Annotated in this window: 16 protein-coding genes; 11 read left to right on the top strand and 5 right to left on the bottom strand. The window is 45.7% G+C overall.

Going from position 1 to position 14,288, the window contains the following annotated elements; genetic code table 11:
• Positions 1-6: 6 nt before the first annotated feature.
• The 7 genes from MED222_RS15880 to MED222_RS15910 all read left to right on the top strand — a co-directional run bounded on the left by MED222_RS15880 (position 7) and on the right by MED222_RS15910 (position 4,691).
• Complete coding sequence (locus tag MED222_RS15880) at positions 7-1,287, top strand: SAM-dependent methyltransferase (RefSeq protein WP_009846082.1); 1,281 nt, start codon at positions 7-9, stop codon at positions 1,285-1,287.
• Complete coding sequence (locus MED222_RS15885) at positions 1,265-1,786, top strand: DUF2878 domain-containing protein (RefSeq protein ID WP_009846081.1); 522 nt, start codon at positions 1,265-1,267, stop codon at positions 1,784-1,786. Before MED222_RS15880 ends, MED222_RS15885 begins: the two co-directional genes overlap by 23 nt.
• 3 nt (positions 1,787-1,789) lie before the next feature.
• Positions 1,790-2,377 (top strand): chalcone isomerase family protein, encoded by a 588-nt coding sequence (locus MED222_RS15890; protein ID WP_009846080.1) that lies wholly within the window; start codon positions 1,790-1,792, stop codon positions 2,375-2,377.
• A complete protein-coding gene (locus MED222_RS15895; RefSeq protein WP_009846079.1) occupies positions 2,374-2,916 on the top strand; it encodes a DUF3833 domain-containing protein in 543 nt (180 codons plus the stop codon). Before MED222_RS15890 ends, MED222_RS15895 begins: the two co-directional genes overlap by 4 nt.
• Positions 2,917-3,193: 277 nt before the next feature.
• On the top strand, positions 3,194-3,457 hold the full coding sequence (locus MED222_RS15900; protein WP_009846078.1) for a hypothetical protein: 264 nt from the start codon (positions 3,194-3,196) through the stop codon (positions 3,455-3,457).
• A 206-nt stretch (positions 3,458-3,663) separates the two neighbouring features.
• On the top strand, positions 3,664-4,338 hold the full coding sequence (locus MED222_RS15905) for an SDR family NAD(P)-dependent oxidoreductase (RefSeq protein ID WP_009846077.1): 675 nt from the start codon (positions 3,664-3,666) through the stop codon (positions 4,336-4,338).
• 113 nt (positions 4,339-4,451) lie between these two features.
• Positions 4,452-4,691 (top strand): RNA recognition motif domain-containing protein, encoded by a 240-nt coding sequence (locus tag MED222_RS15910; RefSeq protein ID WP_009846076.1) that lies wholly within the window; start codon positions 4,452-4,454, stop codon positions 4,689-4,691.
• 162 nt (positions 4,692-4,853) lie between these two features.
• Here MED222_RS15910 and MED222_RS15915 read toward each other — a convergent pair whose 3' ends face one another.
• The 4 genes from MED222_RS15915 to MED222_RS15930 form a co-directional block, all read right to left on the bottom strand.
• Positions 4,854-5,198, bottom strand: a complete 345-nt coding sequence (locus MED222_RS15915) for a ribosome recycling factor family protein (protein WP_009846075.1) — start codon at positions 5,196-5,198, stop codon at positions 4,854-4,856.
• 208 nt (positions 5,199-5,406) lie between these two features.
• Complete coding sequence (locus MED222_RS15920; RefSeq protein ID WP_009846074.1) at positions 5,407-6,639, bottom strand: MalY/PatB family protein; 1,233 nt, start codon at positions 6,637-6,639, stop codon at positions 5,407-5,409.
• A 122-nt stretch (positions 6,640-6,761) separates the two neighbouring features.
• On the bottom strand, positions 6,762-7,229 hold the full coding sequence (locus MED222_RS15925; protein WP_009846073.1) for an OsmC family protein: 468 nt from the start codon (positions 7,227-7,229) through the stop codon (positions 6,762-6,764).
• Positions 7,230-7,285: 56 nt separating this feature from the next.
• On the bottom strand, positions 7,286-7,678 hold the full coding sequence (locus MED222_RS15930) for a GFA family protein (protein WP_009846072.1): 393 nt from the start codon (positions 7,676-7,678) through the stop codon (positions 7,286-7,288).
• Between the two features lie 221 nt (positions 7,679-7,899).
• Here MED222_RS15930 and MED222_RS15935 point away from each other — a divergent pair, with 221 nt between their 5' ends.
• A complete protein-coding gene (locus tag MED222_RS15935) occupies positions 7,900-8,739 on the top strand; it encodes a LysR family transcriptional regulator (RefSeq protein ID WP_009846071.1) in 840 nt (279 codons plus the stop codon).
• A gap of 237 nt (positions 8,740-8,976) precedes the next feature.
• Positions 8,977-11,004: an alkyl sulfatase dimerization domain-containing protein gene (locus tag MED222_RS15940; RefSeq protein WP_232281799.1), complete on the top strand. Its 2,028-nt coding sequence runs from the start codon at positions 8,977-8,979 to the stop codon at positions 11,002-11,004.
• Positions 11,005-11,136: 132 nt separating this feature from the next.
• Here the strand turns inward: MED222_RS15940 and MED222_RS15945 are convergent, their stop codons facing one another.
• Positions 11,137-12,066, bottom strand: a complete 930-nt coding sequence (locus MED222_RS15945; RefSeq protein ID WP_009846069.1) for a LysR family transcriptional regulator — start codon at positions 12,064-12,066, stop codon at positions 11,137-11,139.
• Between the two features lie 173 nt (positions 12,067-12,239).
• Between MED222_RS15945 and MED222_RS15950 the strand changes: the two genes are divergently transcribed.
• Together MED222_RS15950 and MED222_RS15955 are read left to right on the top strand one after the other, a co-directional pair.
• Complete coding sequence (locus MED222_RS15950) at positions 12,240-12,923, top strand: SDR family oxidoreductase (RefSeq protein ID WP_009846068.1); 684 nt, start codon at positions 12,240-12,242, stop codon at positions 12,921-12,923.
• 90 nt (positions 12,924-13,013) lie between these two features.
• Entirely contained in the window at positions 13,014-14,252 is a 1,239-nt protein-coding gene (locus MED222_RS15955) for an MFS transporter (protein WP_009846067.1), read from the top strand.
• Positions 14,253-14,288: the final 36 nt, after the last annotated feature.

Below are 14,288 nucleotides of genomic sequence, written 5' to 3'. Positions count from 1 at the left end.
GTTTACATGGAACAGCTTGCCAAACAAAACAACAACATTGAACAACAAGCTAAAGCCGTTGCTGTTTCAAGCAACTGTAAATATCGAGCTTTAATCTTTAAGGTTCTAGAAAGCCTGCAATTCGCGACGCTTGAGATTATTGAGCGCGACCAGCATTCGGTGTTCGGCGATCGAGAAGCCGACTTGAAAGGTCGAATCGTGATTCACGATGCAACCTTTTTTAGAGATGTCGTGATTGACGGCAGTATTGGCGCATCTGAGGCCTACATCGATGGCAAATGGACAAGCCCAGACCTCACCAAAGTAATTCAAATTATGGCTCGAAATCAATCCCAACTCGACGAGCTTGACGACAAAACGCAATGGATTTCTCGCATCAAAAACCTATTGCTGCGTCGTAAGAATGCCAACACAGAACAGGGCTCTAAGCGAAATATTCTTGCTCACTACGATATTGGCAATGAGTTGTATGAACGCTTCTTAGACAGCTCGATGCAATACTCTTCCGCTATCTACAGCGAAGAAGCAGAAACCCTATCCAAAGCTCAGCAAAACAAAATGAAAACCATCTGTGAGCGATTAGAGTTGTCAGAGAAAGATAACGTGGTCGAGATAGGCACAGGCTGGGGTGGCTTAGCGATATTCATGGCGCAACACTACGGATGCCATGTCACCACAACCACAATCTCAGATGCCCAACACGCGCTTGCAGAACAGAGAGTAAAAGCGCTTGGCTTAACCGACAAAATCACCCTGCTTAAAGAAGATTATCGCAACCTCACTGGTGAGTATGACAAGTTGGTCTCTATCGAGATGATTGAGGCGGTCGGCCATGAATATCTACAGACCTTCTTTGAGAAATGTTCTTCACTGTTGAAACCATCAGGCAAAATGCTAATTCAAGCAATCACCATTGCCGACAGTCGTTATGACAAATACCGCAAAGGCGTCGACTTTATTCAGAAGTACATTTTCCCGGGCGGTTGCCTACCTTCGGTTTCAGTGATGACCCAACACCTTGCGACCAGTACAGACCTTGTTGTACAAGAAATCGATGACATTGGCCTGCACTACGCTCGAACGCTTAGTGATTGGAATGTTGCCTTTGAAAACAGTTGGGAAGAGTTAGAGTCTCTCGGCTATTCAGAAGAGTTTAAGCGCTTGTGGATCTTCTACTTCTGCTACTGTGAAGGTGCATTCAAAGAGCGCGTGATCAGTACTCATCACTTAGTTGCTAGAAAACCTCGTTACTTTGGAGTAAAAGATGAAACGGTTTTGGATTATTAATCTCGTTCTGTTTCAAGCGACCTGGGTTTGCAGCGCGTTCTTTACCGCGCAAGCCCCGTTCGTGGCGCCACTGATTGTGGCCGTTCACTTCCTTCTCTCCCCTACTCGCAGTAGCGATCTGAAAATACTCATTTTATTACCATTGGGGCTGTTGCTTGATAGCCTCTTACTTCACTTCGGCGTGTTTGCCGTCGACTCTGAAATTGCTAATCAATCTTGGTTCCCAGTGTGGCTCGTTTGCCTGTGGATCATGTTTTTAATCAGTTTTAACCACAGCCTAAATTGGCTTTTAAAATGCTCGAAAGTGATCTTGTTTGTCATAGGGTTCGTAGCAGGTACTAGTAGTTATTGGGGAGGCATCAAAGCAGGCGCCCTTCTGACTACTTGGCCAGACGCATCGGTGTTAGCTGTCCTTGCAATAAGTTGGGGGATTTTGTTGCCCTTACTGGTGGCCGCTTACTCCAACTTAATACAACCCAAAATGGCAACAACGAGGTGACTTATGGCTTTTCCACGCAACCCTACGCAAGCGTTCAAATCTGAGAGCGATGTTAGTCACGTTCGCACTCAAGCAAGCGTGCAATCAAGAAATCGATTATTTAGCTTAGCCACCCTAACCCTCATTTGCGCAGCACTCCTTTTTACCGGGAATGCCAACGCTTCTGCTGTCGATGATTTAAACAAGCGTGGCCAAGGTGAGATGAGTTACTTGTTTTGGACTTTGTATTCTGCAGAGTTTTACACCACTCCTTCTAACTCTGAGCGTGCTTTGAAACTTGAGTACTACCGAGCAATTGACAGCGAAGACCTTGTAGACGCAACCAAAGACCAATGGAGCAAACTTGGTTACTCCAACAACAATATCCAACGTTGGTTGAAGCCTTTGTACGCAATGTGGCCTAACGTTGAGGAAGGCAGCACGCTGACTATCCGAGTTGCTGAAGACAACGTAAGTCGCTTCTATTTCGATGAGCAACCCATCGGCACCATCCAAGACAAGCAGTTTGGTGACGCTTTCTTAGCGATTTGGTTATCTGAAAACACCTCTGAGCCCGGTCTACGCAAACAACTTTTAGGTTTAAATAAATGAGTCCAAAAACAAAAATAATCAAACTCGCCCTGACAATATTGTCGCTCGCTTGGCTAACAGGTTGTGGCTCTGCAAGTTTAGAGAACCACGCAGACACGACCCCAGAACTCAAGCTGGAAACCTTCTTTGACGGTGAATTGATGGCCTACGGCATCGTGCTTGACCGCTCTGGTAACTTACTGCGCCGCTTTGATGCCAAGCTCATCGCTACTTGGGATGGAGACAACGGAGAAATCAAAGAGTGGTTCTCCTTTGCTGATGGCGAGCGTTCAACTCGCGTTTGGAACCTCATCAAAACCGGTGACAACACCTACACAGGCACCGCCAACGATGTCGTTGGCACGGCATATGGAGAGACCCAAGGTTCAGCGCTTTACTGGAAATACGATTTAGAAATCGAAGTAGACGGCAGCACTTATGAAGTGGTGCTTGATGATTGGATGTTCTTGATGGACGATAAACGCCTGTTCAACAAAACCGAGATGTCTAAGTTCGGCTTTAAAGTCGGTGAAGTGATTTTGTATATCGAGAAAATTTAATTAACTGTCGTTTCTGATTCTCAGCTCCATCAGCGATAACGTTTACCCCAAAAGACAATCTCAGCCCACAACAGAAAATTGTGGGTTGTTCTGTTTAATCCCTCGAATAGCATACCTGTATGCTCAAGCCTTTGTGCTAAGATGCGCCACCAGCATACAAATGGGCTAAACTCAGTTGAGCGAACGTGGTACACAGTTCCACCAATTATGAGCACTTCCCCATTGGTTTCGCTAAGCGTAGATTCCCTACCATGAATAATTGAAAAGGCTTTAAAGCATGAGCAAGTTGACCTCAGCGGAGCGTAAAGCTCGCGACAATGAACGTTTCTCACAACGTGTAAACGACCGCAGAGAAAAAGGCGAAGACGTAGTTGCTTACGCACTGACCAACAAAAAAGCTGTAAAATTCCTGACTAAGTCAGAGAAAAAACGTTTCAACGAAACAAGAGCAACTCTTCAAGAAGAGAAGCGAGCAAAAGAACAAGAAGAGCTTAACCGAATCGAAGACGCGTTCACGACTAAACAGTTCGACGACGAGTAATCTGATTTTCAAAAGCGCTGGCCCTATGCCGGCGTTTTTACTTTTTAGTACTCCTTCTTTTTTCCTTCCTGGCTTACATTACTTTCTCAAACCTCAACTCTATCGAGCAATCTTAGTCATGAGCCTCAGCATCTTGGTCTTAGATCTCAGAAAACACGCTTTCAAAGCCTTACTATCTCGATTCCATTCAACAATTCCGAGTCCCCATGATTTTAATCACCGGATCAAGCAGCGGTTTAGGCGCAGCTTTAGCTAAGCAATATACGAACACATCAAACAGCCATCAGCGCTTAATGATCACTGGTCGCAGCTCACAGCGTTTAGCTGAATTAGCGAAAAGCCTGCCAGCAGATACCGTTAGCCAAACCTGTGATCTATGTGACCCGAACTCCGTGAGCGAACTGCTTGATGCATTGCCAGAAACACCAAAACTGGTGGTTCACAGCGCTGGCAGTGGATACTTCGGTAAGATAGAACAGCAAGATCCAGCGGCGATCAGCGACATGCTAAAAAACAATATCGAATCGTCGATATTTCTGATTCGTGAGCTGGTTCAGCGTTACAAAGATCAACCCGTCACCATTGCGGTCGTGATGTCGACCGCAGCTCAAGGCGCTAAAGCAGAAGAGTCCACCTACTGCGCAGCAAAATGGGCAGTAAAAGGCTTTATCGAATCGGTAAGGTTGGAGCTCAAAGGTCACCCGATGAAAATCGTTGCGGTTTATCCCGGCGGAATGGCGACAGAGTTTTGGGGAACCAGTGGCAAAGCGATGGATACTTCAAGCTTTATGACAGCTCAAGAAGCCGCTCAAATGCTGCAACAGGCGTTAACCAGCACTGAGCATGGATTTGTATCAGATATCACGATAAACCGCGGTTAACGGCTAATGAGAGCGTCGAACAGGTAAACAGAGCTATTCGAGCTAATTATTTGTGAGGGTGAGCATGAAAGTGTGCGACAATGCTCGGCGTAAATTCATATTCAAGGTTTATTATGAAACTTCTAGTTCGTAACCTATCGCGCTCTACTGCTGAGCAAGACATCCGTGTTCTATTTTCTGAGTTCGGCTCAGTAAAAGAGTGCAGCCTAGTTTTAGACCAAAACACTGGCGAATCTAAAGGCTTTGCATTTGTTGAAATGCCAGAGCACGAAGAAGCGAAAGCGGCACTAAACAAGCTGAACATGTCAAAGCTTGGCAGCAACACGATTCGTGTAAAAGTCGCTAACTCTTAATCGAGTAAACGCTTTATAAGCCACATGGCTTAGCTTAAGCAGCACAAGCACAGATGATAAAGCCCGTAACGATATTGCGCTGAAAAACGTAATATCGTTACGGGCTTTTTGCTGCTCGCGATTCTCTTTTCACAACACGACCGATTCACTTATCGTTTGCGCTTACAACCCTTCATGCTCATCAATAGCACGCCTTGCTTCTACCAATGAACATCCTGATTCCATCACTAACTGCGCGACCGTCATCGAGGGCATAGCGGCTAACAACGATGCCAAACACACCACAGGCTTAGGCAGCACTTTGTCTATTGCAGTTGCTATCCAATCGTCTTTTTCATGAGTTAACATGGTTTTAAATTCAATGAGTTGATGATCTTGAGCCACCAACAGCCAGTTGCGTGAACGTCGAACTCGCTTCAACTGGCATCCACACTCAGTCGCATTCGCCATCACTTGGCTTTTATCACTCACACGATGTACAAAACTATTCAGTGGGACGCTAAACATAACTCTCTGCCAACCAATCTCTACCAATCATTCAAGTGCTCTCGAACTACCACTCAACACTTCAATTTCATCTCAATAAAATCATGCTTAGGATTACACAGACACAAAAAAACCGCCAGTCATGCGCTAAGCAGCCTCGCGGTTTTTCGTTCTATAGAGCCTAATGTTCAGTATCAGCGGCTAAGCATTTTCAATTCAACATGGATAATCAGCAGCAACTTTTTGAATCGCCTTTATCGCAGCAGTTTGAACTCTCCTGGCTTCCTCGCTCAAAACCCTCAATCGCATCAGCCAACGCAGTAAATGATTGCTCAATATTGTCACGCGAGGTGGCGATGTTCATTCGCATAAAATGATAACTCTCAGCGCCAAACCAGCCACCCGGTGTTAATCCCATTTTAGCTTGTTCAAACACCACGTTCTTTAAATCTTCTTCCGAGAAACCTAACTCAGAAAAATCAAACCACACTTGGTAAGTGCCTTGCGGTTGGAAGACTTTTAACTGAGGAATTCGCTGCTCTGCAAATTCGGAAATCCACTTAACTGTGTCTTGCAGATACGCCAACATACCATCCAACCACTCTTCACCCTTTTCGAAGGCAGCAATCGTCGCAAACGTCGTCAAGGCATTACCATGGTCAAGATACATCGCCGCGACATTGGTTTTGAACGCTTCAAATAGCTCATTGTTGTTGGTGTACACATAGCCGTTTGAGATGCTGTGCATGCCGAAGGTTTTCGCCGGAGAGCCAATCAAGGTGATGACCTTGTCGTAATCAAAGCTGGTCAAGCTCGTGAAAGCGTGACCTTCAAAGATAATGTCTGAGTGGATTTCATCGCTGATGATCAGCACATCGTGGCGCTTGGCGATCTCGATGACTTGTTCAATTTCTTGAGGTGTCCACACTCGCCCAGTCGGATTATGCGGATTGCAGAAAATCATCGTCTTCACTTGCTGTTCGATGATCTGTTGCTCCATACCAGAAAAATCAATCTGATAACTCTGTCCGTCATTAATCAACGGGCTATTCACGACCTGACGACCTGCTTTATTCACCAAATTAGCGAACTGATGGTAAGCCGGCGTATGAATAAGTACACCATCACCCTCATTAGTAAACTGGCGCAGTAACAACGCGATGCCTGGTAACACTCCCGGAACCTGAACGAATTTGTCTGAAGACAGATTTAAACCATGACGCTTTGAATACCATAGAGATAGCGCCTCAAACACCGCCTGTTCATGAAATTCATACGAATACACACCACGCTCAACCAAGCGATTAAGCTCTTGAGTGATCGGTTCCGCTACCTTAAAGTCCATATCGGCAACCCAATATGGGAATACATCGGTGGTGTTGTAAATGCTCTCTAGCATCTCTGGTTTGCTTTTGATAAACGCATGTTCACCGTAATTCGATGCACTGTTAAACGCTGTCATGGAGGGTTCCTCAAATAGTGTGTTTGGTTCTTTTGCAATCAACTGGATTGCCTGAATACCCTTAAGACGATGACAAGGCTCAAAAGACGAAGCTTCCAGAGAAATCTTGTGACTAATTTAAATTAATCTCGCATCTCGACCACAATTTCAGTCTTGACCGAGTTCGCGATAAAGCAGTTTTTGTGCGCTAAATGATGCAGTTTGTCGAGCTGTTTGGCAGTTGGCTTCTTAGTGCCTAAGAACACAATATCAGGTCGCAGAGTCACCTTAGTGATAGACGAGCGGCCAGATTCATCTTCTTCCAGCACACCAATCGCATCATCCACATAAGAGTCGATCACGTACTTCTGCTTTGCAGCAATGCCCAAAAACGTCAGCATATGGCAGCTAGAAAGTGCCGCGATAAACGCTTCTTCTGGGTCGACATTCGCTTCCACCGAAAACGGCAGTGGCACAACATGAGGAGAAGATGAAGCTGGCACAGTGATACCACCATCGAACTCCCACGTATGACCGCGACTGTATTGGTTGTCACTAAAGGCTTCATCGTCACCACGAGCCCAACGAATCACCGCACTATATTCAGACATAATCCCTTCCTCTATCCATTAGTTATCAAATAATTGGTTCTCAAACGACGAGTTATTTAGCGATCAGCAGGGTGATTGACACCATCATTAGTCACCACATCGCCAATATCAAAAGGGTTTACTCCTTCCAAACAACCGATGTTAAATCCATATTCATTGAGGCTTGAGCGGCGTTGGTGATGAGTATAGATACCGCAGTTTGAGCAGAAGTAATGCTTCGCGGTGTGGGTATTGAATTGATAAAGCTTGAGATGCTCAGCACCTTTGAGGATCTTGATACCATCCAGCGCCACAGAGCCTACAATCGCCCCTCTACGACGGCAGATAGAACAATCACAACGGCGTGGTTTTTCTATCCCGTTAGGTAAGCTGAGCTCTAATTCAACCGCACCACAATGGCAGGCTGCCTTGTGAAAAGGTTTGATAACCGTATCTCCGACCTGTTTCATGAGCACTCCTTGTTCTAGTTACTGGTTGCTGGTTACTTTTCACCCATCATATCGTGATTTGTTATTTTGGTAAAAAAATGTGTTTTCCAACAAATATATAGCGCATGTTCTCAACACATAATTTAAGCTAAATCTCGGCACCACTGACTCTACCATCATCGACACAACGATCACTGAGTCGTATTCAAACTATTTAATCTCTTTCTACAGGGCACACCTATATGAATCTCAATCTGATTAAACACTTTCTCGCAGCCTATGACTTCAAGAGTATTTCTAAGGCAGCAGAACATATGAATATGACTCAGCCATCAATGACCGCCGCGATAAAAAACTTTGAAGAGCAGAGCGGAAAGATCATGTTTTATCGCACCAGTCGTTCAATTCAGCCGACAGAAGATGCGCATTATCTTGCTGAGCAATGCCGAGAAATATTAGGTCGGCTCGACTCAGTATTTGAAGAAGAGAGAAAGCTAAAAATCTGCTGCCCAGAAGTGATCATGCAGGCACTCCCTGGCTATGAAGGCGTCTACTTTGTTGAAACTCCCGCCATCGAATACAGCATTTTGGACAAACTAAGAACCGGAGAGGTGGATATTGTTGTCGACGACATCTCTGTTACTGATCACTCCTTTATTGTCGAATCGATCGGCTCCCAAAAGCTCGCACTTGCGTGTCGTAAAGACCACCCAACGATTGGCGATACCATCTCCCTTGAGCAGTTCAAAAACGCCGAGCACATCATGCTGCGCCTAAAAGACAAAAATGTAAGCGCGCTAGAAACCCGAACTGAAGAAGCATTTGAGCGTAACGTGGTTCGAGAAGTTTCCGGTCAATCGAATCTACTGCTGAACGCTCGTAACTCTGACGCGGTGTGTATTGTCAGTGAGTCCATGTTTAATTTAGCAGAAGAGTTAGGGCTAAAAGTCCTCGAACCGCCATTTGCGTTGCGTAACTACGAAATGAAAATGATTTATCACAAACGCAGTATTCAAGATCAGCGACATGCTCAAGTTCGAGAACACATCAAAAAGCATCTAACGCCACCTTCCAAGAAATAAACAAAAACTATGCAAGTAATGAGAAGTCGCAAATAAAGACAAAATAAACCAAATTACATAGATAAAATCTATGTGTTTTATAGTTACTACCCAATGGTTCGCCGCTTAAAAACTGCCTAAGATATCGTCATCAACGAGGCCTATTACACACCCTCGTATCCTTCAACTTTTGAAGAACGACGAAACAGGATGGATTCTGAGTCTGATTCATACGAAATACAGAACCAGGGTAACACTATGAAAAAAACCATTATTGCTCTCTCAATCTTAGCGTCTTGCAATGTGATGGCTCACTCTCATCACGCATCAGAGCGTTTAACTCACGGCGACCATGACCACTCATTCGATATGAGCGAGTACGATGTTGTGCTTTCTAATAACTATGACCCGTTTGCTAATGGCATTGAGTTTCTCTCTCCAACCATGTCTGCTGAGCAGCAAAGTTACTTCCCTTTATCTGAAAATGCCTCGACAAAACTAGCGGGGTCATTCCCAGAAATAATCTGGCGAGGTGAACCTCTATTCACGCCGGAATACAACAAAGAAAACATGGAAAAGGCGCAGCAAGAAGGCAAAATTCATCCAGAGTTAGCAGCGATGGAAGAAGCAATGACCAACCCTGTGATCTTTAAGCTATCAGACCGCATGTACAACGCATTTGGCTTTGAGGGAGCTTCGATCACCTTCCTTCAGGGTGACAAAGGACTGATCATTATCGACGCTGGTTCAACGGCTGAAACCGGTGAAGCCATGCTGTCGGCTTACCGTGACGCAACTGGAGACGAGCGTGAGGTTCATACGATTTTCTATACTCACCACCACCCAGATCAATGGGCAGGAACCGAGGGGCTAGCAACGCGTGAAGACTTCGAATCTGGCAAAATTAATGTCATCGCTCATGTTGATTTCCAGAAGAAAATGAATGAAGAGTCTGGCATTTATCTTAATCAACAGTCGATTCGAACCGCGTATGCATTTGGTGCCTTTATCCCTCATAACAATGACTACGATAAAGGGGTAAACCAAGGTGTTGGCTACCCAGCAGACATCGTGATGCAATCACAAAACAAATCCTTCTTCGCGCCAAATATCTTAGTCGACGATCTGATGATCATGAAGGTAGATGGCCTTACATTGGAGTTTTTCCACACCCCAGGAGAAGCGCCAGATGGTGTTGCACTCTATGTACATGAAACGGGAGACATGGTCGGTGGCGATACCATTCAAGGTGAAACCATTCCAAACCTCTACACCATTCGTGGTACCGAGTACCGTGACGGCCTTGAATGGGCAGACTCTATAGACCGCATGCGCCGCTATCAGCCAAAAACGCTTTCCCTACACCACGGCCGTTCTGCAGTAAGCCAAGAGCGTGTTGAAGATGTAATGAAAGCCTACGCGGATTCACTGCGCTACATGCAAGATCAAACGGTTCGCCATATCAACAAAGGCTATACCATGCATGAGCTTTCGGACAGTATCCGTCTGCCTGAAGAACTCAAAGATCACGATTACCTTCGCCCGTTGCGTGGCTCAGAATATCAAAATGTTGCCAATATCTATGCGGGTAATGTTGGTTGGTTCAATGGTGATGCCAGTGAGCTTGCGAAGCCTGCACACAAAGACATGGCGCAACTTTACGTTGATATGATGGGTGGCTCAGACGCCATTAGAAAGGCTGCGGATCGCATGATCGAGAAACAACAGTACGGTGAAGCGATGCAGATCCTAACGCATGTTATCCGAGTCGATCACAACGATATGTATGCTCGTGGACAAAAAGCCGTTGCGCTAGAGCGTTGGGGTTGGGAACAATCGACCCCGGGTTGGCGTCACTGGGCACTCACAGGTGCAGCAGAGCTTCGCGGAGAACTAGATGGCGTACTCGATACAATGAACTTTTTTGGCGATGCCAGCAAGTTCGTTGAGGCACCAACCGATGATGTGATGTCACTGATTCCAACTCGCCTAATAGCCGAGCAATTGAACACCAACGAGACGCACGTCATCAACCTTGTTGTGGATGGAAGCCCATACCTTGTCAACGTGTCTAACCGCACAATGGCTGTCGACAATGGTTTTAGCTCTGAGAGCGCCGATCTCACCGTCGATATGTCAAAACAAGACCTTGTTCACTTGTTCTTAGTCAAAGACATCAATGTTGAAGAATCAACAGCGAAAGCAACCAAGGGCGATATCAAGCAACTTCAACGTTTGGTTGATGTGATTGATACCTTCTCTCCGTTCTATCTACACCTTCGTTAACCCCAATAAATAACCCGTGCCTCATTCATTTGAGGCACGATAAGAGGTGCCCATGATAGACAAAGATACTTTTATCCCAAGGGCGTTAGCGGTTGCCATCGTTGTATTTCTTTTACTTGTTTAACTCGGAAATTAACGACTCGAGCTGACGTAATCGCCAAACCGCTCAAACAGAAAATCCAAAAACAGTCGGATACGCTTCGGCTGATATTTCTTGCTGATGTACACCACATTCAAGTCGGCGCTCGACACCGACATCGCGGTATTGAAGTTTTTCATGTAGCCATTAAGCAGAGTCACAAGGCGTTGGTTATTGATGTCATCTTGCACATCCAACACCGATTTAAGCGCAATGCCCTCACCTTTTAATGCCCAGTAGCGAATCACTTCGCCATCGTCTGAAAATCGCTTCGGCACAACCGTCACCGACTTCTTCATATCATTGTCTTGGAAGTGCCATGTCTTGAGCTCTTCATTGCTACGCAGCATGGCTAAACAGTCGTGTTCGACCAAATCTTGTGGTGTTAACGGTGTTCCATGTTTAGCAAGATATTCAGGAGAAGCGCACAACACACGTCGGCTTGGTGATAAGCGTCTGGATATCAAACTGCTGTCGACCAGTTCACCATAACGAATCACGATATCCATGCCAGATTCAGCAATGTTCGAGAGGTTATCGTTCAAATACAGGTAAGGAATAACGTCCGGATACTGCTGGCAAAACTCCGAAAGAATAGGAAGAATGTACTGCTTTCCGATGTCTTTTGGCGCGGCAATCTTTAGCGAGCCTTTGACTTCTTTTACGCCATTTTGAATCAGGTTTTCGGCCTCACTGACGTTGTCTAAAATCTCCAAACATGCCTTGTGATACAACTCCCCAGAGTCGGTCAAAGACACATGACGCGTGCTTCGATTCAACAACTTCACACCATATCGTTCTTCAAGCGCCTGCAGCCTTGCTGTCATGGTCGCAGGAGAAAGCCCTAACTCTCGCCCAGCCGCAGCTAACCCGTGATGCTTAACAATGCTCACGAACATCGCCATATCTGAAAACTTATCCATACGATTCTCGCTTCCACCTCTTCGTCTTACTTCTCGATCTTAATGCTCGATTTGAATACTCAGCCACACTATTCAGTTTAACCGAATAATGAATTTATATTTTAACCAATTATCAAATTTAGTCGAATAAATATAATGGCAAACATCAACAGAACAACGCAGGAATTCAGAGCATGACTAACGAATCGACTAAACAAGAGAAACACACTTTCGTCATCATTGGTGGCACATCAGGTATCGGCAAAGCACTAGCGATGCAACTAAGAAACGAGAACAACACGGTACATATTGCCAGCCGACACACCGGCGTTGATATCACGGATGAAAAGTCGATTTGTGAATACTTCGAATCGATTGGCGTGTTTGACCACTTAATCGTAACGGCTGGCTCATCCGCTCCCGCAGGAAAAGTAACAGACGTAGCAACCGCAGACGCTAAGACAGCTTTTGACACTAAGTTTTGGGGCAGCTTAAACGTAGCCAAACATGCCGCTCGTTACATGACACCAAACGGCTCTATCACGTTCACAACTGGCATGTTGTCACGCAAGGTTGTGGCAGGCACTTACGTAAAAACCGCCATCAACGCCGCACTAGAAAGCGTAACCAAAATACTGGCGAAAGAGCTATCCCCCATTCGAGTCAATGCCGTTAGCCCGGGTTTAACCATGACGGAAGCCTACAAAAACATGGACGATTCCGCTCGTACAAGCATGTACGACAACGCCAAAAACAACCTACCCGCAGGCAAGGTTGGCGAGCCTTCAGAGATAGCCATGGGTTACCTGTTCGCAATTAATAACCCATACGTCACTGGGTCAATCATCGATATCGATGGCGGCGCTCTACTCGGCTAACACTCCGCAAAGAAGCAAAGACATAAAGAACAATCGTTAGGGCGTGTATCTCACGTCCTAACAAACAAGAATTTACATAGGTAGATCATCATGAAACAAGAAACTGTCCACCAAGAAACTATCCATAAAGAAACTACCCATAAAGAAAAGATTCCATTCCAAGTTTGGATACTGACACTCGCTGCATTTGCAATCGGCACGGCTGAGTTTGTTATCGCAGGCATTCTTCCACAGATCGCCACATCACTTTCAATCACAGAAGGTCAAGCTGGCTACCTTATCAGTGCTTACGCGTTGGCTATCGTTATCGGCGGCCCGATCTTAACCATCTACCTAGCACGTTTTAACAAGAAGATGGTGCTGATTGGCTTAATGGCACTGTTCATCATCGGTAATGTCTTATCAGCCCTTGCTCCTAGCTACCCACTTCTACTTGCCAGCCGTGTTATCGCAGGCTTAGTGCAAGGCCCTTTTTATGGTATCGGTGCGGTTGTTGCAACCAACTTAGTGTCTGAAAAAATGGCAGGTCGTGCCGTTGGCCAGATGTTCGCAGGCTTAACACTCGCTAACGTTCTTGGCGTTCCAGCTGGTACATGGGTCAGCTTGCAATTCGGTTGGCACACCACTTTCTTTACCGTGGCAGCACTTGGCACTATCGCGATGCTTGCCATTCTGACTTCGATTAAGTCGACAGGTCACAGTGAAGCGAAGGACATCAAAACTCAGCTTCTAGCGTTCAAAAATCCAATGTTACTGATCAGCTTAGCAATCACCGCTTTTGCTTGGTCTGGCTTCATGACGCTTTACGGCTACCTTGCGCCAATCGCCATGCACATCACAGGTTACAGTCAAGAATCAGTGACTTGGATCTTAGTGATAGTGGGTGTTGGCTTAATCATCGGTAACACCTTGGGCGGACGCTCTTCAGATAAAAACCTAGGCAAAGCTTCAATGTTTTGGGCTATCGCGATGATCATTTCATTGGTGGTAGTTGGCCTTGTGGTAGACAACAAAATCCTCTTCGTTGCAGCTGCATTTGTCTTTGGTATTGCATCATTTGCGAACGTCCCTGCCATGCAACTTCGAGTAATGAACCACGGTGGCGAAGGGCAAGAGCTAGCAGCAACTGCGAATATCTCAGCGTTTAACTTAGCCAATGCCTTTGGTGGATTCCTTGGTGGCATGGTACTCGACAGCCAACTAGGCGCAGGCATGATTCCGTTCGCAGCCGTTGTGGTTCCTATCGTCGGCTTGTTCTTAATCGCTAAAGCTAACCGAAAAGAGAAACCACAAAGCAACTCAATATTTGCACCCACAGAAGCTAAATAATTTAAGAACTCCGTAACTTCAAAGTGCCAATTCATT

Origin of the sequence: Vibrio sp. MED222, from assembly GCF_000153005.1 — a bacterium.
Taxonomy (GTDB): Bacteria; Pseudomonadota; Gammaproteobacteria; order Enterobacterales; family Vibrionaceae; genus Vibrio; species Vibrio tasmaniensis_A.
Note: the sequence above shows the minus strand (reverse complement) of the source record. Positions and strands in the feature narration are given on the sequence as shown.

What these genes read in the sequence shown, in the direction of transcription:
- MED222_RS15880 (WP_009846082.1), top strand. Translation starts at nt 7, where the DNA reads ATGGAACAGCTTGCCAAACAAAACAACAACATTGAACAACAAGCTAAA.
- MED222_RS15940 (WP_232281799.1), top strand. Translation starts at nt 8,977, where the DNA reads ATGAAAAAAACCATTATTGCTCTCTCAATCTTAGCGTCTTGCAATGTG.
- MED222_RS15935 (WP_009846071.1), top strand. Translation starts at nt 7,900, where the DNA reads ATGAATCTCAATCTGATTAAACACTTTCTCGCAGCCTATGACTTCAAG.
- MED222_RS15885 (WP_009846081.1), top strand. Translation starts at nt 1,265, where the DNA reads ATGAAACGGTTTTGGATTATTAATCTCGTTCTGTTTCAAGCGACCTGG.
- MED222_RS15905 (WP_009846077.1), top strand. Translation starts at nt 3,664, where the DNA reads ATGATTTTAATCACCGGATCAAGCAGCGGTTTAGGCGCAGCTTTAGCT.
- MED222_RS15890 (WP_009846080.1), top strand. Translation starts at nt 1,790, where the DNA reads ATGGCTTTTCCACGCAACCCTACGCAAGCGTTCAAATCTGAGAGCGAT.
- MED222_RS15930 (WP_009846072.1), bottom strand. Translation starts at nt 7,678, where the DNA reads ATGAAACAGGTCGGAGATACGGTTATCAAACCTTTTCACAAGGCAGCC.
- MED222_RS15895 (WP_009846079.1), top strand. Translation starts at nt 2,374, where the DNA reads ATGAGTCCAAAAACAAAAATAATCAAACTCGCCCTGACAATATTGTCG.
- MED222_RS15955 (WP_009846067.1), top strand. Translation starts at nt 13,014, where the DNA reads ATGAAACAAGAAACTGTCCACCAAGAAACTATCCATAAAGAAACTACC.
- MED222_RS15915 (WP_009846075.1), bottom strand. Translation starts at nt 5,198, where the DNA reads ATGTTTAGCGTCCCACTGAATAGTTTTGTACATCGTGTGAGTGATAAA.
- MED222_RS15920 (WP_009846074.1), bottom strand. Translation starts at nt 6,639, where the DNA reads ATGACAGCGTTTAACAGTGCATCGAATTACGGTGAACATGCGTTTATC.
- MED222_RS15945 (WP_009846069.1), bottom strand. Translation starts at nt 12,066, where the DNA reads ATGGATAAGTTTTCAGATATGGCGATGTTCGTGAGCATTGTTAAGCAT.
- MED222_RS15910 (WP_009846076.1), top strand. Translation starts at nt 4,452, where the DNA reads ATGAAACTTCTAGTTCGTAACCTATCGCGCTCTACTGCTGAGCAAGAC.
- MED222_RS15925 (WP_009846073.1), bottom strand. Translation starts at nt 7,229, where the DNA reads ATGTCTGAATATAGTGCGGTGATTCGTTGGGCTCGTGGTGACGATGAA.
- MED222_RS15900 (WP_009846078.1), top strand. Translation starts at nt 3,194, where the DNA reads ATGAGCAAGTTGACCTCAGCGGAGCGTAAAGCTCGCGACAATGAACGT.
- MED222_RS15950 (WP_009846068.1), top strand. Translation starts at nt 12,240, where the DNA reads ATGACTAACGAATCGACTAAACAAGAGAAACACACTTTCGTCATCATT.